Source organism: Tolypothrix campylonemoides VB511288_2 (genome assembly GCF_045999855.1).
GTDB classification, from domain to species: domain Bacteria; phylum Cyanobacteriota; class Cyanobacteriia; order Cyanobacteriales; family Nostocaceae; genus Scytonema; species Scytonema bouteillei_A.
Genome location: NZ_JBFPMW010000004.1, coordinates 332,554 through 353,269, shown reverse-complemented (window position 1 = coordinate 353,269; position 20,716 = coordinate 332,554). Strand labels below are relative to the sequence as shown.

Here is a 20,716-nt window from a genome sequence, read left to right as displayed (position 1 = left end):
ACAAAGAAGATAGACAAATGGCAATTAGCATCAGACCAGACGAAATCAGCAACATTATTCAGCAACAGATAGAACAATACGACCAACAAGTCAAGGTACAGAATGTTGGTACCGTTCTACAAGTGGGTGACGGTATTGCCCGCATCTACGGTCTTGACAAAGTGATGGCAAGCGAACTACTGGAGTTTGAAGACGGTACTGTTGGCATCGCCCAAAACTTGGAAGAAGACAACGTGGGTGCGGTGCTGATCGGTGATGGTCGTCAAATTCAAGAAGGTAGCTCTGTAACTGCAACTGGCAGAATTGCTCAAATCCCCGTGGGAGATGCAATGATTGGACGAGTTGTAGACTCTCTCGGTCGTCCAATTGATGGCAAAGGGGAAATCAGAACTACAGAAACCCGTTTGATTGAATCACCAGCACCGGGAATTGTGGCTCGTCGTTCCGTACACGAACCCATGCAAACGGGAATCACAGCTATTGACGCCATGATTCCTGTTGGTCGCGGTCAGCGGGAATTGATTATTGGTGACCGTCAAACTGGAAAAACTGCCATTGCAATTGACACCATCCTCAACCAAAAAGAAGAGGACGTGATTTGCGTATACGTTGCGATCGGTCAAAAGGCTTCTACTGTAGCGAACGTGGTACAAACACTACAGGACAGAGGCGCGTTGGACTACACAATCGTTGTCGCCGCTAATGCCAGTGACGCAGCTACCCTGCAATATTTAGCTCCTTACACGGGTGCTACCCTTGCTGAGTACTTTATGTACAATGGGAAAGCAACCTTGGTTATTTATGATGACCTTTCCAAGCAGGCTCAAGCGTATCGCCAAATGTCCCTGCTGCTGCGTCGTCCACCCGGACGGGAAGCTTACCCCGGAGACGTTTTCTACATTCACTCCCGCTTGTTGGAACGGGCGGCTAAGCTCAACGATGAACTCGGTGCAGGTAGCATGACTGCTCTACCCATCATCGAAACCCAAGCAGGTGACGTATCCGCGTACATCCCCACCAACGTGATTTCCATCACCGACGGTCAGATTTTCTTGTCTTCTGACTTGTTTAACGCCGGTATTCGTCCGGCGATTAACCCCGGTATTTCCGTATCTCGGGTGGGTTCGGCGGCTCAAACTAAGGCAATGAAAAAAGTTGCTGGTAAGTTGAAGTTGGAATTAGCTCAGTTTGACGAATTGCAAGCTTTCGCACAATTCGCTTCTGACTTAGATAAAGCCACTCAAGACCAGCTAGCAAGAGGTGCTCGCTTGCGGGAACTTCTGAAACAGCCACAAAACTCTCCCCTATCAGTTTACGAGCAAGTGGCTATTCTTTACGCTGGTATTAACGGTTACTTGGATGACGTACCTGTTGCCAAAGTGACTGCTTTCACTAAAGGTTTGCGAGAATATTTGAAGACAGCAAAGCCTCAGTATACAGACAGTGTGAAAGCAAAGAAAGTTCTAGGTGATGATGAGGAAAAAGCCCTCAAGGAAGCAATCACCGAATTCAAGAAGACCTTCTTAGCAACAGCGTAGGAAAGAGTGCTAATTGCTGATAGCTAATTGTTGAACAGCCATTAGCTATTAGCCATTAGCTATTTACTGGGAAAAAGAATATGCCAAATCTAAAAGCAATACGCGATCGCATTCAATCGGTCAAAAATACCAAGAAAATTACAGAAGCCATGCGGCTCGTGGCTGCTGCTAGGGTACGTCGCGCTCAAGAACAGGTGATTGCAACCCGCCCCTTTGCAGACCGCTTGGCTCAAGTCCTGTACGGTTTGCAAACCCGCTTGCGGTTTGAAGATGCAGACCTACCCCTACTGCGGAAAAGAGACGTGCGGTCAGTAGGGTTGCTCGTGATTTCAGGCGATCGGGGATTGTGCGGCGGTTACAACAACAACATTATCAAGCGTGCTGAAAACCGCGCTAAAGAAATCAAAGCAGAAGGTCTTGACTACACGTTTGTGATTGTAGGACGCAAAGCATCTCAGTACTTCCAACGCCGAGATCAACCCATTGATGCGAGCTACACTGGTCTAGAGCAAATTCCGACTGCAGCAGAAGCAACAAAGATTTCTGACGAACTCCTCTCTTTGTTCCTGTCTGAAAAAGTAGACCGAATTGAGTTGGTATACACCAAGTTCGTCTCTTTGGTCAGTTCCCGTCCCGTCGTACAAACTCTGCTTCCTCTAGACCCACAAGGTTTAGAAGCACAGGATGATGAAATTTTCCGCTTAACAACTCGTGGCGGTCAGTTTGAGGTAGAACGCTCGAGAGTTGCTACCCCAACACGGACTTTACCCCGTGACATGATTTTTGAGCAAGACCCCGTACAAATTCTTGATTCTCTGCTCCCTCTATATCTGAGCAACCAGTTACTCAGAGCATTACAAGAATCTGCTGCAAGCGAACTAGCAGCACGGATGACAGCAATGAGTAGCGCTAGCGACAATGCAAAAGAACTCATCAATACTCTCACCCGTTCATACAACAAAGCACGCCAAGCCTCAATTACCGATCAAATTCTTGAAGTGGTGAGTGGTGCAGAAGCGCTCAAGTAAAGTGTGGGTGGATTTTGGATTTAGATTTTGGGTTGAATCTCAAATCTCAAATCTAAAATCTCAAATTTTTTTAACACATTTTATAATGTATGTACTACAATGGAATCTGTGAAGGACATGGGTCCGTAACGGTTTCGACGTGGTGGCGAAAGCTGCTCTATGATTCAGGTCGAGAGTGAGTCTCCTCTCGAAAATCAAGGCTCAAAAAAATAGATGCAAACAACATCGTACCTTTTGCTCGTAAGCACGCTACTGTAGCTGCCTAATAACCTCTAACTGGTTCGAGCGCTTCTGGTCTGACTCCGTTAAAGGCTAGAGGCAAACCCCAACGGATGCGCTAACAGCATTCCTCTGGTTAACTGTTGGCTAAGACTCAACCAGAGCATCCTACCGTTCGGGATAAAGAACGTTCCCCGCCCTAAGGGTAAAAAGGGCTAAGCCTGTGAATGAGTGGGGAGTCAATACCCATTGCGGACAGCAGTTCGACTCTGCTCGGATCCACTAAGTGATAAATAGAAATCCGTCGTATACTTTTATGTATCGGCGGATTTTGTTTTGTGTGACTGGTTCAAACGCAGTTATTACTTGTCAAAAACCTGTTTGTAAACCATACAGAACAAACGCAAATTATAAAGTACTGCTCACCAATTAATCTCCGACCTGTAAACTTTGAAATGGAATATGCTAGACCCTTCAGTGCAGACATTGCACTCTCTACCTCTATAGCAAGCAACGCGCTCAAAGGGTGTATCTTTATTAGCTATCAAGAAATAGTGGGAGCGCGAGAACCCCTGTGTTTTTAACCCTATCCATTACCCGCATCTTTCTTAACAATCGCAAAACTCGGATGAAGAAAGGGTTTGAGGAGAAATACGGACTCTAGGGGTTGACAAAAATCAAATGATGTAGAGTAGGGGAGATGGAAGTGGTGGTCTGATGGCGGATGTGGATAGCCATGCTTGTTAAAGATCACTCGAGTGGCGAGGGAAAAATTTGTGGAAGGAATTGCGACAGAGAACCTTTCAGGGGCAGTGGATAAGCAAAGGAAAAGTCTACAATGGTGAAAATGTAAGGAGAATAAGTTCTAAAAATATTCGACAACAAATACTTGAGTAAAAAGAAGTTAGTGAGGTGCGAAAGTCATTTTTAGATGGGGTTTGCAGCAGGTTGTATGAGTACGGCAATCATCGCCAGAACACTACTGTTTCAAAAACGATAAAACAGGTATCAGATTCAATCTGTTGCAGAGCGGCGCGAGGGGGCTAAGCCGCCCCCTCAGGACTCCCCGGCGTGCCAGTTTCAAATGACCATACAAAAACTACTACTGATGCCTCAAAGGGTACAAATGGTCATCTTCAACTGGCTGAATCAAAAATCATGAATTCTGCGAGATTGGCAAAACTTGTGGAATTTTGTTGTTGATAGCACTTCAGGTGTTAGCCTGAAGTGCTGAAAGAAGCTAGTAGATGCAGCATCGCTTTGCTCTGTTCATTGGAGAATACTTGCTCGTGACCAACATAGAGTGAGCGAATGTTCAAGGGTTTAAGACCCAAATGGCACGCAAGGGAAAAGCACACCGCAGATGGAAGAATCAGAAAAATGGGATGAAGTTTGAAGTCCGTTAACAGTTGCCACCCGGATTTTTGGCATTTCTTCAACTGTATTGATAGCAGGGATAAACAGAAGATAGATGCCCTCTGTTCTCTGCCTGCTACCGTCAAAAATCTTAATTGTTAAGTAGCACAATGGTTTTTCAGTAATTTCCAGGTAGCAGCAATATCATGTAATCTTTTTAAACCACGCCAAATTGTCTTTAAACCCGGTTCTCCGTCACGAGTTCGTCCTAAAAAACCTCCCAGTTTAGCAATCATTCTCACAGCTTCATTAAGAGAGGGTGGTGTTTGTGGAGGATGAGGATTTTGCGAAATAGTCACACATAATGATTGCCATTCATGGGTTTCTAAAACTGTATCGCACGGAGTCTGTGGGTGCATTCGCGCTTCATAAGTTAACCAGAGTAAACGCCATGCCACAATTGAATAAGTTGCTAGTGCCATGTGGATGCGACGCCCAGTTTCTAACTGTAATTTTTCGATTCCACAGCCACTCTTTAATGCATAGTGGTAGCGTTCAATTAACCATCGATACGTATACCAACGCACACACCGGGCCGCATCTTCTAAACTCTTAATCTCAAGACTCGTTAATAATAACCAACTAATGGGACTAACGCCTTCTGGAGGATTCTCTTCTCTGGCTAAAATCACTTGTAACTTCACAGGATTTAGCTGCTTTCTTCTGATATGATTCGATGGCACTGCTATGTCCAATGTGGCAAATCGAATAGTGAGATGGGCGATTCTCCAATGCTGTTGTGGTGAGCGGTTCACCTCCACCTTCAGCTCCCCACGTGCAGGTGTTGCATTGATGGCTTCATGTAAATACTTGGCATTGTGGTCTACTTTTCGGTTGTGAGTTCCACGAATCAATAAATGAAAATTTTGGGCTCGTTCTTGATTGAATAAATCAAATATGTCTGCCTCTGAATCCGCTACCGTCACCACAATTTTCTCTGGGGGAATTAACTGATGTATAGCTTGTTCTGTATCTAACCAACGTTGACTTTCTTTTTCTGCTGTTTCTCTTTGATGCCGTTTTTTAGATATGCCTAAATTTTCCAGTTCTCTAGTCCACACATGTTGATGAATAATTCCTAATGGCACTCCATCTATTGAAGCCACCAAACTGGAGTGGACTTTTAATCCAAAACTTGTTGCACAGTCCAGATATCCCAAACCTGTCGTTTGAGGATGGTGTGTTAAATCGATATTCGTTGTATCTTGAATTGCCAGTAGGATTTGATGTGATTCTATTCTTTTAATTGTACTCGTTTGATGCGCTTGCCGAATATCATCTGGCTGGAAATAGGGCGACTTCCAAAAATCATACGCGGCTGTTGTTGCTGCTATATCTCCACACGCTTGTGGTACACTTTCTCCGGGTTGAGAAGCTAAATCTTCCACCATTTTTCTCAATCGTTTTTCCCGTCTTCTATCTCCCAAATCCAGACTCTCGAGTTCCTTTTCTGCCCACTGATACATTGACACTTACCTCTTGTTTTCAAGCACTCGCCAATATCCTCTTTCTACATGGTGATCTAACAGACACCGGGCGTCGAGACAAACCAAAGCGCAGAGTCTCGCCCCCAAGCGGTTTATACCGCCAATTTCTCTTGCGTTGACAACGCTTGTTGAGGTTCGATCCTCATCTGTGATCTCACAGCCTCAGACTGTCCCCTAGTCTCCGCATCTGTTGCTTCATTCACCGTTACTGCTGAGCGTCTGAATGATTTTTTCCATCATAATTATACTATCTGCACAGATCTTCAACTCCCATTGGACACCCTCTGTGTCACAATCGCTGTTGAAACTGTTGCGCCAGTCTTGGGCTAGCTCGAAGTGCAGTCTTTTCAATTTCTTGACGACATTCAAGCTCAGTGCTCAAAATCTGGCAGAATTCATGATTTTTGATTCAGCCAGTTGAAGATGACCATTTGTACCCTTTGAGGCATCAGTAGTAGTTTTTGTATGGTCATTTGAAACTGGCACGCCGGGGAGTCCTGAGGGGGCGGCTTAGCCCCCTCGCGCCGCTCTGCAACAGATTGAATCTGATACCTGTTTTATCGTTTTTGAAACAGTAGTGTTCTGGCGATGATTGCCGTACTCATACAACCTGCTGCAAACCCCATCTAAAAATGACTTTCGCACCTCACTAACTTCTTTTTACTCAAGTATTTGTTGTCGAATATTTTTAGAACTTATTCTCCTTACATTTTCACCATTGTAGACTTTTCCTTTGCTTATCCACTGCCCCTGAAAGGTTCTCTGTCGCAATTCCTTCCACAAATTTTTCCCTCGCCACTCGAGTGATCTTTAACAAGCATGGCTATCCACATCCGCCATCAGACCACCACTTCCATCTCCCCTACTCTACATCATTTGATTTTTGTCAACCCCTAGAGTCCGTATTTCTCCTCAAACCCTTTCTTCATCCGAGTTTTGCGATTGTTAAGAAAGATGCGGGTAATGGATAGGTGTTTTTAACCAGGGGATGAAGCGCGACGCAACAGGTTTTAACCTGTTGTCTTCATTTCCCACGCTGATTTTCAATGTACTTTTTAACTACCTCTGTACTAACTTGACCCGTTGACGCTACAAAGTAGGTCGGTGTCCACAAAGCAGGTAGTTTTTTCAGTTCTGGAAATTCCTTTCTTAGGTGATGAGATGCACGACCTTTGACCCATTTCGCAATTTGTGAAGGGGCTTCATCTGTAGGCGCATTGATAAACATATGCACGTGGTCGGGTTGAATTTCTAATGCAATAAGTCTCCAGTTATGTTCTTGTACTAGTTCAAAAATAATTTCTTGGAGTCTTCTTGCCACATCAGTGACTAGTACGGGTCTTCTTCGTTTTGGTACAAACACGAAATGATAGTTAATAGACGACACAGAATTCTCCGTTCTGCGGTAGTCGTGGTCTTCTTGCAAACTTTGCTTATGCCGGGGAACCCGTCCACCGCAAGTTTGCGCTTCTTTTGAAAGTTTTGCCATTTTCCTGATTTTAGTTGCCAGACTATGTAGTATCTAATATAATAAACAACAAGAGGTGATGACGAATTGTACAAAACTTTACCAGTTAAAGCAAGGTTTACAGATATTGAAGAAGCTTTTTGGCTCGACCAATGCCAGCACGCTAACAGTTTGATTAATTGCGCTCTTTATCATGTTCGTCAAACTCATTATGCAAGGCTAGAAGAATCGGGTAACGCTTTTACAACTTATTGGCGTGGTGATGATTTACGTCATGGCTGGAAAACGTACAAATGCTTTACCACTTATCCCGAACTGGATAAAATTTTTAAAGACAATCCACATTACAAAGCCCTTGCCGCACAAGCCGCACAGCAAACATTGAAATCTGTGGGTGAGTCAATTACTAGTTACAACGGATTGGTAAACGCTTATTACAGAGGCGAGGTAGACAGACCTTCGTTACCACAATACAGAAAAAGCGGTGGACTTGCAGCAGTCACATTCCCAAGACAAGCACTGACCTATAAAGATGGCTGTTTTTATCCGTCAATTAGCAGAGAAACCAAACCACATTTGTTAACGGAAATTGCTTTACCATTACCAGAATTCATTGATTCAGATTGGGTTAAGGAAGTGACAGTGCGTCCTTGTTACGGTCAGTTGTGGATTGATTGGGTGATTGATGACGGTAAGCAGATTGTCGAAATTAATCCCAACCTTGATTACACTCAAGCATGGAGTTTTGACCACGGTGGTAATAATTGGCTAACAGGTGTTTCAACATTGGGACAAAGCTTAATCATTGATGGTAGAAAGCTACGTTCAATGAATCAAGGTTATTGTCGTTTGGTTGCCAAATGTAAACAAGGCAAATCAGAATTTTACTGGGATGCTAACCTCGACAGAATTCAACGCAAACGTAATAATCAGATGCGAGATGCCATCAACAAAGCAGCAAGGTTCATTATTAATCGATGCCTTGCTGATGCTGTTGGAAATCTCATTATTGGTTGGAATGAGGGTCAAAAAATCGGTTCTGACATGGGTAAACGCAACAATCAGAACTTTGTCCCAATTCCAACAGGTAGATTGATTGAACGGCTTAAACAACTAGTACCAGAATACGGAATTGTTTTGACAATTACTGAAGAAGCGTATACTTCAAAAGCGTCATTTCTTGATGGTGACTCACTACCGAAATACGGTGAAAAACCCGAAGGATGGAAGGCATCAGGTGAGAGAATTGAGCGCGGTACTTACAAGACCAAAAAAGGTTTTTTAATTAATAGTGACTGCAACGGTGCAGCCAACATCATGAGAAAAGTAGCCACACAGCTAGGACTTGTTCTAGTTAAGGTGGGTAGAGCAGCCTTGAGTCTGCCGCATCGGTATGATTTGTTCTGCGATCTAAAAAATTCATTTCGTAATACGTTACGGAGTGCAGCTTTAGGAGGCACTGCGTTGGGCGGCTCCGCCGACTTGAAGCAAGTGCCGTCTCACGGAGTAACATCCATGTAGAATCCCTCGTGTTTTAAACCGAGGGAGAACTCAACAGAGTACGCTCAACCAAAGTTTCCCCAACAAAAAGTTATCTTTCATCTCCTAAAAAGCACATTTTATCAAGAAAGGCAGAGGGCAGCTTTGCTGGAGGCAGAAGGGAATACTGGCTCCGCCCTCAGAGAGTGAGCGAATGTTCAAGGGTCTAAAACCCCACCGTCACTTGCGGTGCGCCCCATTGGTTGAGGTTTGAATCCACGGGCGTAAGTGTACATAGCTGCCCTCTGCCCGATAGCATTGCTGCCTTCTTCAAAACCCTGATACAGCAAGGCTTTCAGAAAATGAAAAAAATGTGTGTCTTAGGAGCGCCCCACTGGCGGCGTTTGCCACCCCCTATAAATGAAACAAACACGAGCAATTTTTGACTAAGCCTTATTTTACAGGCTTTTTGGCTCGTGTTTCTTGAAAGTTATCAGAAAAACGACTGAAAACCCTTGCAGATGTAGCTCTGAGGATGGCGGCGATCGCCATTTGAAAAATCGTGTTTTCTATCTTATTTTTGGCAGATTCTTCAGGACTATTGCTTATTGACAACTTACTTATGACCTTAACTTATCATTTATGATAAGTACCTGGGCAAAATTAATTTCATACTTACATCGCCTGAAATGCTTATCAAACGCTCATTTTAGGTTTTAAAAATGTGTAATTAATTTTGCATGACTACTTAATTGCTTTGTTAATAAACACTTATTGTGCGATTTTTAGCTAAACTCATTTTTCTTTTATTTAAGTCTCATTAAGAAAAATGATTCAGAACTATTTTTTGTGGTATTTTTCCAGATGTGCTGATTATAGTATAGAGATAAAATAAGTGAAAATTTTAAATGAAAAGCAAGGAATAAAATTCCGAATTATTCAACCCAGTGATTTTGAACAAACTGTTGATTTATGTTCTCAAATATTTACAAAATATGAACCCATGACTAGAACTGTGAAAATTAACCATAAAGAGTTTAAAACTTTAGCTGAACCTTATTGCCAAAAAGCTATTGAAGATGAAATTTCTATTGTTGCCACAGATTGTAATGAAAAAGTTGTTGGTTTTACTATATCAAAAGATTTGATGACAGAACCTGCCAATCTTAATGAAATTAACGATAAATTTGAACCAATAACAGCTTTTTTACATGAATTAAATTTCAATTATAAATTGAAAAACTCTTTGCAATTGGGTCAGGTATTGCATATTTTTTTACTAGGAGTTAAAGAAGAATATAAAAATCAGAAAATTGCCAGTACTTTAGTTGAAAACAATTTAAGAATTGCCAAGTTAAAAAATTTTTCTTTAGCAATTACTGAAGCTAGTGGACTCATATCTCAGCATATATTTCGGAAATTAGGTTTTAGAGAAGAGGTCAATTTATTTTACGATTCCTACACGTTTAAAGGAGAGAAAATATTTTCATCTATAAGTGATTCTGCAAGTTGTATATTGATGTCACATTCAATTTTATGAAATTTTTCATTCCTACAAAAGAATTTAGGAGTCTTGACCCCTTGGGCATAGTTTCTGTGTCGGCGACAGCAAATTGACAAGCTTCTTTACGAAGAAATTCGAGAACAACGCTCTAAGGATTCACCCATCTGGCATACAGACTTTTCCAAGCATTTCCAAGCCCCAGGCAATGCTGATTCGATAACGGTAGATCCTTATAAATTCGGGTACATTCCTCACCCAACAGGAGCATTATGCTATCGCTATTCAGCCATACGTGATTTGCTGACCTTCGCTGCTCCTTGTATGTACCACGGCGAAGCAGAACCCACAGTTGGCATTTATGGCTTGGAGGGGTCAGGTCATTTTAGAAGGCTGATGCGACAAACCTCTACGAAATAGAACTGTTTAACCTGTGCGATAGCGTTCCCCTTACCGAGCGACATAAAAACTTTAGACCAAAAGTGCCATTGTGCTGCTTGTCTGGTGTTCTTGCTATTTAAGGAAGTAAGCTTTGTTCCTGAATCATGCGCTCAAGCCAATTAGCAATAAAGCGAAGAGATAAGCCTAAATTGCCAACATGAACATGGTTTTGTGCCTGTTCAGCGCTGGTGAAAACTCTCGTAGTGAGCGATCGCACATTTCTTAAGGCTTCTGCTTGTCGATACAACTGATGGAGTGGGACATAATGATCCTCACTGCCTGCTAGCAATAACACATCTGCCCTAATGCGATTCGATACCTCAATTGTATTGTAGGCTTGGGTAGCTTGAAGAAACTCGTAGGGAGTGGTTGTACCCATTACGTGCATTCCCTGTCGGATTCCCCAATCTAGAATGGGACTTTGAGGCATAAGTTTGTTCAACAACGTATTAAGCTCCTCGGCAGCCTGCTCAGTTAAATACTGTTTAACTTGCGCTGTTAATGTTACAGGAAGCGATCTTAAAAGGACTTCAAGGGAATCACAAAAAATGTCATCTGCAACGACATAGCGAATTCTTGGCTCAAAAGCTGCGGCTCGAATCACCAGTCCCCCACCAAGAGAAATGCCCATAAGAATAATGTCGTTGAGTCCAAAATAATCCAACACTATTTTAACTGGCTCTTCCCAGTTTGGAACCATTGCTAGACCTGCATCTTCTAAAGCACCCCCTTGCCCCGGACCTTCAAATATAACAACTTCGTATCCGGCTTCAACAAAGAAAAAAGCGATTGGAAAAAACTCTTCAATATAGCTGTCATACCCTCCAAAGAGAACAAGGGTGGCTTTGGATTGTTCCACAGTGAAGCGATAAGCTGGGAGAAAGCCTGTTTGGTAAGGAATTTGGTAGTGCTCGTTCTCAGTGATGCCATAGCACTGTCGCATCATTTGAATAAAGCGATGGCGCATGGGACGCTTCTGGGGATCGTCTGCCCAAACAAAGAATTCAGCTGTGCGTAGGTAGTAGGCAGCCGGTAAGGGGCGATCCCGGTCAATGGCTTGCTCGCTAAGAGCCAAAAATTCGCGTCGCAAGTCTGCATAGGTTTTGATCTTTGGTGCAACAGTTTGCATATCTTCTAAAACAGATGCTTCTCCAAGCCATTGAACCCAACGATTAAATTGAAAGTTGAGGCTGATATCGGGATGCAGATCGTAGTAGCCAACATGAGCGATCGCCTTTTGAACGAGTTGTTGACGTGAGAGAGGTTGATCTGTCATATTGACCTTCTTTGCTGGTTTAAAGACTATGCTTCAACCTTATAAAATGGCATAATAGCTTGTCATTGACGTGGGTTAAGATGCACTGAGTTTGGTTTGCGATCGCGACGAGATACGCCGTTTCAAGCGACTTAAAGACTCTGGCTCAAGTCTCAAGTAGGAAGCCAGATAGTATTGTGGAATTCGCTGCAATAACTCTGGCTTAGTCTGAAGCAATTTAAGGTACCGTTCCTCCGGTTTGTCCATGTAAAGGGACAGCAATGAATCACGGAATCTGAAAAAGAGTATTTCTACCACCAACCTTTGAAGTCGTTGCCCGTTTTGCGATTCCTCAAACAGCAGATTGAGGCAAGCGTCGTTCAGAATCAGGAGCTTTGAGGTTTCAACCGCTTGAAAATAAAATTGTGTCGGCTGTTTGCGGAAGTAACTTTCGTAGTCGCAGATCGGCTGATCCTCTACAAAAAAGTCAAAGGTGATTTCCTTGTCATCCTTAAGAATAAAGATGCGGAAACAGCCCTTGATGATGAAACCAATGAATTGGCAAATCTCTCCTGCCGCGAATAAATAATCTCCTTTGTTGAGATCCCGTGTCTTAAGATAGCGATCGACCTTAGCAAGTTCAATCTCATGCTCGGGCAGAAGCTTAGAAATAAAGTCATAAAATTGTTGTTGCATCATCCGCTTTTTAGTTATATTTTGAATCCCAAAGTTTAGTATCCAAACACTTTGCCTCCGCGCTATTAATTTGCGTAACAGCCCGTTTGTAATTCCATTTTGACAGATATGCTCTATTTTGCTTGACCTAACTTTTTTGTATTGTACCCTTGTGAACCTGAAAAGCGAGAAACACAACTAAGCAAAGAAATTCTTGCAGACGTGCTCCAAGAAATAGTAAATATCGTACAAACTCGTACTCGGCGAAGAGATAGTAAAATTCCCTTACCATAATTAAAGCAGAAAAGTAACTAGTACGTAAAGGCAGAAGTACGTAGGCAGAGGGCAGAAGGCGCAAACGCTTATTACTAAATTTTTTCTCTCAATCCTAATGGTATAGTTATTTCCGCCGTCCTGTACTAGTACATAAAGGCAGAAGTCCGCTCGTCAGAGGGCAGAAAGCGCAAAAGCTCTAACGGCAAGCTTTTTGTCTATTACTAATAGTTACCTTATTTACGCCATGCTGTACTGGATCTTTGAGTTTTTTTGGCATTGTCTCGACAACATTTTTCTGTTCCAAAAAATTGGTCTGTAAACTACTATTTTTTAGCGATTGCGCGGAGCGCAGACACCAGAGGCGTATCGCAAAACTTTTCGGTCTACTGAGTGTTGGATGAAGTGCGTTGTTGATATTAGTCAACAACGCACTTTACAACTGGACGGTTAAGATACGCCTGCTACAAAGAAATTTGATGTTTGCCTTGAATTGAAAACAGCCTATTAACGGCAGTCTTATCAATTAAGACTTGAATTTGTAGGCACCAATTAGCGCCCATTACCCTAATTGTGTTCTACACCTTATTGAACTTTGCACACTCGTCAATGTTTTTGCAGCCACTATCAATGACTGGTGAACCTAATGAGAGTAGGCAATTTTTGCCGTCCTAATTGATAAAGTCATATAGAACTCACAGTTTTGTTGTTGGTATTTACGAAGTTGTCAAGACCAGTGCCACCATCATATAGCCTCTCAAACTCATCAGTGAACGTGTTACCATCTAAGGTTAAATTGCTGACATCTTCAAGCGAACCGTTGCGATAGGAGCTATCGGCAAAGGTATTATTACGAATCAAAACGTCTTTAGTTTTATAACCGCCAGTGAAATCGGAACCATCAACTTCAAAGGCTTGGACGTTATTGGTAACAGTATTGTTGAGAATATCAACGTTACGGACATTACTGGTAACGCCAATACCTCGACCAGAATTCATTCCTTCTCGTCCATTGTCACTAACAATGTTGTTATAAACTCGGATGTCTCTGACTTCTCCAATACTAGGAACTTCATCTGCAACTACAATACCATCAGCAGTATTGCCGCTAACGACGTTGTCGTAGACATCAATATTGAACATATCAGCACGATTGCCTTCTATGTAAAGAGCAGGACCGCCTTGATAGCCTTGATATGTACCGGAAATTGAGGCTTGACCTGTAATAAAGTTGTTATGAACACTACCATTGCGAGAACCTGTTTTGATATCAATCCCTTCACGTGTTCCATCTTTCACAGTATTACCTGCTACCTCAAAGCCATCTACACCCCAGATGCTTAAGGACTCTTGAGTTCCTAAGGGGTCATAGATAGAGTTATCACCACCACCACCTTTCCATCTAGCATTGGCTTTTTCGACGGTGTTATTCAGCACTTTGATATCCTTACTAGTTACTTCTTGTTCTCCACCTTGGTAATAGCTGTCAGGCATAACGATGATTCCTGAGGAACCAGTGTTGTAAGTAGAGTTGTTTTGAACAACCATGTTGTTGGCATCACGTAAAGAAATCCCTGCCCAAGAGGTGTTCTCAACGTGGAAGCCATCGATTACCCAATAGCCTTGGCCTACTGACTGAATCACGCCCTCTCTAAAACCACCTTCCACGGGGTCAGGGTCGCGCAATGTTACATCGCCATTGGCTTTGAGTGTGATATGACCGAGCTGACTGTCGCCAGATTTTTCAAGGTTCACTAGTTCTGTATAAGTCCCAGGTTGAACCAAAACAGTATCGCCAGCTTTAACTGGAGAGTCTTCACTGACGGCATAGTTAAGGCTTTTCCAGGGTTTATCGACTGTGCCTGGATTATCATTACTTCCATCTGGTGAAACATAGTATTTTGTTCCATTGCCAGAATAGTTAGATAGAGCAACTGGAGAAGCTGAAGATACAGGCTTTGAGTTCTCCATGAGTGGGTCTTGTTCGCCAACAATTAGAGTATCTTTGCCTCCCACTAGAAGGTCTTGATTGTTGCCATTTTTGCTATCTAACTGATTTCCAGTACCACCAACGAGGCTGTTAATTTGTTGCCCATTGATTGAGTTGTTTTTGGTATCGCCAATAGAGTTGAGATCGCCAGAACCACCTTGGAGCCATGTATTGATGGTATCTTGCGTGCCATTATCAATCGTACTACCCGAATTCTTTGGACTTGAGTTGAAATCTAGAGGGCTGCGTGAATTGTTGTTTGTACCGGAATCTGCCAAGATATTAGCTTGACGCGCATCGAATTGTGTGTAGTCCATTGTTTTTGCCTCCATCAAGTTTTTTGTGAATGCTGCAACTGAAATTGACGAGAACAAAAGCAGAACCCTGAATAGTAAATATGAAACAACGCCATCGGAACCTTAGTAGAAATTCTCTCGTCCTAAATGTAGAGCGTGCTGAAGTGTGCCTTTAACGTAGGAAGCAAATCTTCCCGTACTAAAGGTTCTCACTCATCGGATCGCTTTGCGGTCAATATTAGGTAAATGCTTGATTAGTTCTGAGCTTAGCTATGCTTTCGTAATCTGCAGATGCAATTTCGCTTAAGCACCCTATAGGTTCTGAGGGTTTTTTCTTTACTTCACAAGTAATTGTATCAGCACTTTTGCAAATTGTATCCCCTTTGCAAACTTTTTTTGTTGCGATTGGCGGTCATGCCATAGCAAAAGGGCTGCAATAGCCAATTTTACTTCTATATGTGAAATTGCAGAAACCCTTATCCAAAAAGGATTTTAAGCCTCATTCTCAAGATTTGATCGAGAGTTACCTTGGTCGCAAATCTTTAACATTGTGCCAGTTGAATAACTGTCCATTGAGGTTTGAAAGCCAACGCCAAATCATTTGGAACAAGTTAAAAGAAAGTACGGTTGTAGCACAAGCAAGAGCTTACAGAATGCGATACAGCACCCATCCTATCAGTTCCGCTTATCGCCTCATGCGTTGGAATTGTCAGTACGGGTGGACAAATGATTCAATTTAGCCCGATGCAACAGACGCAAACTAATATAGTGCCTATTGCTTGTTATTAGGTGTTACACCTTCGTTATTGCTTGGCATATAAGACGGACGCAAGCTTATGTAGTGCCTATTGCTTGTTAATATAGAATTTCAAAGAGCCGAGGTTGACCATTAGGATAGTAAACACCCATGGATGAGTAACATATGTACTTTGACTAACTCTGTTACCCGGTTGAATCGAGTTGTAAAACTTTCGATTACCTCAGCAGTCAAACCAATACACTTTTACTAGCTGAGCATGCCGATCGCACAACGTAATTTCAGTAGCAATTAACACGAACAGTATTGCGGATTGGAACGATAAACCAAGAGAAGGATTGCCTTTCAAATGCGATTATAGGTAGCAATTAACACGAACACTATTACGGATTAAAACTGGCGATCGCACATCTGTTGATGGCTACATAGCTTTTAATGTAGCAATTATCACTATTTCCTATTAGAGATTGAAACAAAGTCCCTCAGTAAAGGGGGCGAAATAGTTTCATCTGTAGTAATTAATACAATATATTGCTAGGAATTGAAACTGGCGCTCGTACTAAATCCTTGACAAGAATCTCCACCTACGTAGCAATTAATATAAATACCTATTAGGAATTGAGACCTCTTGCTTATCGAATATACAGCTTTAAATCTGTAGCGATTAATACAAAATTTCTAACAGGGTTAAAATATTTTCATTTAACGCTAACCCATCAAAAATCTGCACGTGGCGAGTGCAAACCCAAGGTTTAAAAATACAGACAAACTATTAAATTTTCTTAATACTTACCTCCGAAACTTATGGCATCGCTGAAGTAGTTACAGGGAAACGTGATAGGAATTGCATTTAACTTACAAGAAAACTTACTTATCTCTGCTTCTGAAGAAAACACCGTTAAACTTTAGTACACAAATGGTAGTGCGCGCGCGAGATTCTACTCAAACTCAATATTGACATACAGGAAAAGTTAGATACAACGGTTGTAAAATTTATGCTTTTCGTTACAAAATATATATGTTCAATATAAGCTTTCTAACAACTCCTACATAAAATAAATTTAAAAAAATCCGAATCTTTGATATAATTTGAAAGCTGATAAAAGACCATGAGTAACAATTTCATAGTAAGAGTTAATGCCAAAAAATAGTTTATTTGGCTACAAAAACTATTTAAAAGAAAATAAAATCTTTAACAACTTTACAAAAGTAATTGTGAGCAAAATAAGAGCAGAAACGACGACTGATGATTCGTGCTCGGAGAGAATTAATGGTTGCGCTCGCAGAGAACGCCCAAAAAAGGCTAACTATACAAACTGTTGAAATAGCTCCTAATACAACTGCCATTCGCTGTCTCGACTGGGACCGCGATCGCTTTGACATTGAATTTGGATTGCAAAATGGTACGACTTACAACTCGTATCTAATTAAAGGTGACAGGATAGCATTAGTTGATACCGCTCACACTAAGTTTCGCGAACAGTATTTAAATACGCTCAAAAGCCTCGTTAACCCTAAGGCCATTGATTACATTATTGTCAGCCATACAGAACCAGACCACAGTGGCTTGGTAGAAGATGTGCTCCAATTAGCCCCAAGAGCGACTGTTCTAGCATCCAAAGTTGCCCTACAATTTTTGGATAACCTAGTACACGATCCATTTTCCAAGCGAATTGTGAAAAGTGGCGATCGCGTAGACTTGGGACAGGGACACGAAATTGAATTTGTGAGTGCTCCCAACTTACACTGGCCCGATACAATATTTAGCTACGATCGTAAAAACCAAATCCTCTTCACCTGCGACGCCTTTGGGATGCACTATTGCAGTGATGACACCTTTGACGTCAATTTAGAGGCAATTGAACCCGACTTTAGATTTTACTACGACTGTCTCATGGGTCCCAATTCCCGTTCCTTGCTCAACGCAATGAAAAAAATGGGAGAACTTGGCAAAATTAGAATCATTGCCAACGGACACGGACCGTTACTGTATCACAATCTTGAAGTTTTGAGAGAGTGCTACCAAAGCTGGAGCCAAAGACAAGTTAAGGCAGAAACCATCGCTGCTTTATTCTACGTCTCTGATTACGGACATAGCGAACGTCTTGCCCAGTCCATTGCTCACGGAGTCCAAAAAACTGGGGCTGGTGTTGAGATGATGGATCTGACCTCAGCCGAGATCCAAGAAATTCAAGAGTTAGCAGGAAGGGCAGCTGGTATCATTATTGGGATGCCTCCAAGCGGGAACCTTGCGGCTCAAGCTGCTATCAGTTCCCTACTCGCTGTCGCAAAAGAAAAGCAAGTCATTGGGCTGTTTGAATGCTATGGTCCCGATGAGGAACCCGTCGATCCACTGCTAAGAAGATTTGTCAATCTTGGCGTTAAAGAAGGATTTCCCGCAATTCGCGTCAAAGAAATTCCTACTGATGCCACATACCAACAATCTGAAGAAGCAGGGACAACTTTAGGACAACGGCTTGTTCGGGAACGCAACATCAAGCAAGTTAAATCCATTGACGCCAACTTAGAAAAAGCTCTAGGTCGGATTAGCAACGGGCTGTACATCATTACTGCTAAAAAAGATGATGTCCAAGAAGCAATGCTTGCTTCTTGGGTTGTACAAGCTAGCTTGCAACCCTTAGGATTTACGGTTTCTGTTGCCAAAGACCGTGCTATTGAATCCTTAATGGAAGTAGGCAATAAGTTTGTCCTTAACGTTTTGGAAGAGGGAAATTATCAAGAATTGAAGAAGCACTTCCTCAAGCGCTTGGTTCCCGGAGTCGATCGCTTTACTGGAGTCAAAACCCAAACAGCCAAAAACGGTTGTCCTATCTTAACAGACGCTCTCGCTTACATGGAATGCGAAGTTACAAGCAGCATGGAATGTAGCGACCACTGGATTATTTACTGCACCGTTTTAGATGGTCGAGTCTCCAAACCCGAAGGAATGACTGCAATTCGTCATCGTAAAGTAGGTAACTATTACTAAAACAGACAAGGAACAGGGGGAAGACAAGGAAGCAAGTTCCCCCTTGTCCCCTCATCCCCCTTGTTCCCCTTGTCCCCCTCGTCCCCTCATCCCCCTCATCTCTCCACGCAACTATGACCAATCCAAATACTCGTGACATACAAGTTTTACCGCTCGCTACAAACACAACAGTATTAAGAGCACGCAGTTGGACGCGGTTGCGATTTGAAATTGAATACGCACTATCTAAAGGTACAACTTCCAATTGCTATTTAATCCAAGGTGAGAAAACTGCAATTATTGACCCACCTCCGGAAACTTTCACTCAAATTTTTCTAGAAGCATTACAACAATCTTTAGATTTAAAACAGTTGGATTATGTCATTCTCGGTCACTTTAATCCCAACCGAGTGCCAACCCTAAAAGCTCTTTTAGATGCTGTACCGCAATTAACTTTTGTTTGTTCTCTTCCTGGCGCTGCAAATTTGCGAGCAACTTTCCCCAATCACGAGCTAAAAATCATGGTGATGCGGGGGAAAGAAACGCTGGATTTAGGTAAAGATCATATCTTACGCTGTCTTCCCATTCCCAGCCCGCGATGGCCTGCGGGGCTCTGTACTTACGACCAAAAAACCCAAATCTTGTATTCAAACAAGCTTTTTGGCGCTCATGTTTGTGGCGATGAAGCTTTCGATGAAGATTGGGACACTATCAAAGCAGATCAGCGCTATTACTTTGACTGTTTGATGGCACCTCATGCAAGTCACGTACAAGCAGCTTTGGAAAAAATCTCCGAACTGCAAGTGAGAATGCTTGGGACTCTTCACGGTCCGTTAGTGCGTTACGGTTTGTTGGAACTGACTCAAGAGTACGAAATATGGAGCCGTTCTCAAACCGATCGCGAAATTACTGTTGCCTTGCTTTATGCCTCCGCTTATGGAAACACAGCAACTTTAGCACAAGCGATGGCTCTTGGTCTGACCAAAGGGGGTGTTGCTGTGGAATCGATCAACTGTGAATTTGCTCAACCGGAAGAGATTAAAGCCGCCGTTGAAAAATGTGAAGGCTTTATCATGGGTTCTCCTACCATTGGTGGTAACGTCCCAACTCCGATGCAAACTGCTCTAGGCATTGTGTTGGCAATTGGGGATAACACAAAACTGGCTGGAGTTTTTGGATCTTTTGGTTGGAGTGGTGAAGCTTTTGATGTTATTGAAGGTAAACTCCGAGAAGCAGGATATAAATTTGGGTTTGAAACTTTAAAAGTTAAGTTTAAACCTGCAGATAACATTCTCAAACAGTGTGAAGAAACAGGTACAGACTTTGCTCAAACCTTAAAAAAAGCTAAAAAATTACGTATGCCACAACCAGCTGCTACCCCTGTTGAACAAGCTGTAGGTCGGATCGTTGGTTCAGTTTGTGTTGTCACGGCAAAACTTGGAGAGGTTTCAACGGGAATGTTGGGGTCATGGGTTTCCCAAGCAACCTTTAACCCACCAGGTTTGACTGTTGCGATCGCAAAAGAGAGAGCAGTTGAATCTTTGATGTATCCGGGAGGTAAGTTTGTCCTGAATATTCTGCCTGAAGGGAATCAGCAGGAATACATGAAACACTTCCGCAAAACCTTTGCACCCGGAGAAGAAAGATTTGCCAGTTTTCCGACAGAAGTTGCACAGAACGGTTGTACTGTACTAACAGACTCCTCCGCATACCTTGAATGTAGCGTGAGCAAACGCATGGAATGTGGCGATCATTGGGTTATTTATGCAACTGTTGATAATGGCAAGCTACTTAAACCGGATGCTCTAACTGCTATTCACCACCGCAAGACAGGGAGTCATTATTAAGGGTTAGTTGTTATTAATTAGTAGTTAGTTGTAGTTAACAATCACAACTAACTACTAATACCAATTTTCTATGAAAAT

Annotated in this window: 13 protein-coding genes and 1 other RNA gene; 8 read left to right on the top strand and 6 right to left on the bottom strand. The window is 42.4% G+C overall.

What is annotated here, in order from left to right:
• Positions 1–17: 17 nt before the first annotated feature.
• From atpA to ssrA, 3 genes are all read left to right on the top strand, one after another.
• Entirely contained in the window at positions 18–1,538 is a 1,521-nt protein-coding gene (atpA, locus tag AB0756_RS14240; protein WP_038081645.1) for a F0F1 ATP synthase subunit alpha, read from the top strand.
• Positions 1,539–1,618: 80 nt separating this feature from the next.
• Positions 1,619–2,566: a F0F1 ATP synthase subunit gamma gene (locus AB0756_RS14235; RefSeq protein WP_038081644.1), complete on the top strand. Its 948-nt coding sequence runs from the start codon at positions 1,619–1,621 to the stop codon at positions 2,564–2,566.
• A gap of 119 nt (positions 2,567–2,685) precedes the next feature.
• Positions 2,686–3,070: a transfer-messenger RNA gene (gene ssrA / locus AB0756_RS14230) on the top strand.
• Positions 3,071–4,299: 1,229 nt separating this feature from the next.
• On the opposite strand, the gene AB0756_RS14225 is transcribed toward ssrA, so the two are convergent.
• The gene (locus AB0756_RS14225; protein WP_038082873.1) at positions 4,300–5,667 is read right to left on the bottom strand and encodes an IS4 family transposase; all 1,368 of its coding nucleotides are present in this window, start codon (positions 5,665–5,667) and stop codon (positions 4,300–4,302) included.
• Positions 5,668–6,712: 1,045 nt separating this feature from the next.
• The gene (tnpA, locus tag AB0756_RS14220; protein WP_237266110.1) at positions 6,713–7,177 is read right to left on the bottom strand and encodes an IS200/IS605 family transposase; all 465 of its coding nucleotides are present in this window, start codon (positions 7,175–7,177) and stop codon (positions 6,713–6,715) included.
• Between the two features lie 66 nt (positions 7,178–7,243).
• On the opposite strand from tnpA, the gene AB0756_RS14215 reads away from it, so the two are divergent.
• Positions 7,244–8,677: an RNA-guided endonuclease InsQ/TnpB family protein gene (locus AB0756_RS14215; RefSeq protein WP_050046228.1), complete on the top strand. Its 1,434-nt coding sequence runs from the start codon at positions 7,244–7,246 to the stop codon at positions 8,675–8,677.
• A 411-nt stretch (positions 8,678–9,088) separates the two neighbouring features.
• On the opposite strand, the gene AB0756_RS14210 is transcribed toward AB0756_RS14215, so the two are convergent.
• A complete protein-coding gene (locus AB0756_RS14210) occupies positions 9,089–9,250 on the bottom strand; it encodes a hypothetical protein (protein ID WP_153021512.1) in 162 nt (53 codons plus the stop codon).
• Between the two features lie 280 nt (positions 9,251–9,530).
• On the opposite strand from AB0756_RS14210, the gene AB0756_RS14205 reads away from it, so the two are divergent.
• Positions 9,531–10,175, top strand: a complete 645-nt coding sequence (locus AB0756_RS14205) for a GNAT family N-acetyltransferase (RefSeq protein WP_038092301.1) — start codon at positions 9,531–9,533, stop codon at positions 10,173–10,175.
• Positions 10,176–10,653: 478 nt separating this feature from the next.
• On the opposite strand, the gene AB0756_RS14200 is transcribed toward AB0756_RS14205, so the two are convergent.
• The 3 genes from AB0756_RS14200 to AB0756_RS14190 all read right to left on the bottom strand — a co-directional run bounded on the left by AB0756_RS14200 (position 10,654) and on the right by AB0756_RS14190 (position 15,087).
• Entirely contained in the window at positions 10,654–11,853 is a 1,200-nt protein-coding gene (locus tag AB0756_RS14200; RefSeq protein WP_050046229.1) for an alpha/beta fold hydrolase, read from the bottom strand.
• A 75-nt stretch (positions 11,854–11,928) separates the two neighbouring features.
• Positions 11,929–12,531, bottom strand: coding sequence for a Crp/Fnr family transcriptional regulator (locus AB0756_RS14195; protein WP_237266111.1), 603 nt, complete (start codon positions 12,529–12,531; stop codon positions 11,929–11,931).
• 933 nt (positions 12,532–13,464) lie between these two features.
• Positions 13,465–15,087, bottom strand: a complete 1,623-nt coding sequence (locus tag AB0756_RS14190) for a right-handed parallel beta-helix repeat-containing protein (RefSeq protein ID WP_050046230.1) — start codon at positions 15,085–15,087, stop codon at positions 13,465–13,467.
• 437 nt (positions 15,088–15,524) lie between these two features.
• Here AB0756_RS14190 and AB0756_RS14185 point away from each other — a divergent pair, with 437 nt between their 5' ends.
• From AB0756_RS14185 to AB0756_RS14175, 3 genes are all read left to right on the top strand, one after another.
• The gene (locus AB0756_RS14185) at positions 15,525–15,806 is read left to right on the top strand and encodes a hypothetical protein (RefSeq protein ID WP_038092304.1); all 282 of its coding nucleotides are present in this window, start codon (positions 15,525–15,527) and stop codon (positions 15,804–15,806) included.
• Positions 15,807–17,093: 1,287 nt separating this feature from the next.
• Complete coding sequence (locus tag AB0756_RS14180; RefSeq protein ID WP_038092307.1) at positions 17,094–18,812, top strand: diflavin flavoprotein; 1,719 nt, start codon at positions 17,094–17,096, stop codon at positions 18,810–18,812.
• 113 nt (positions 18,813–18,925) lie between these two features.
• On the top strand, positions 18,926–20,638 hold the full coding sequence (locus tag AB0756_RS14175; RefSeq protein ID WP_038092216.1) for a diflavin flavoprotein: 1,713 nt from the start codon (positions 18,926–18,928) through the stop codon (positions 20,636–20,638).
• Positions 20,639–20,716: the final 78 nt, after the last annotated feature.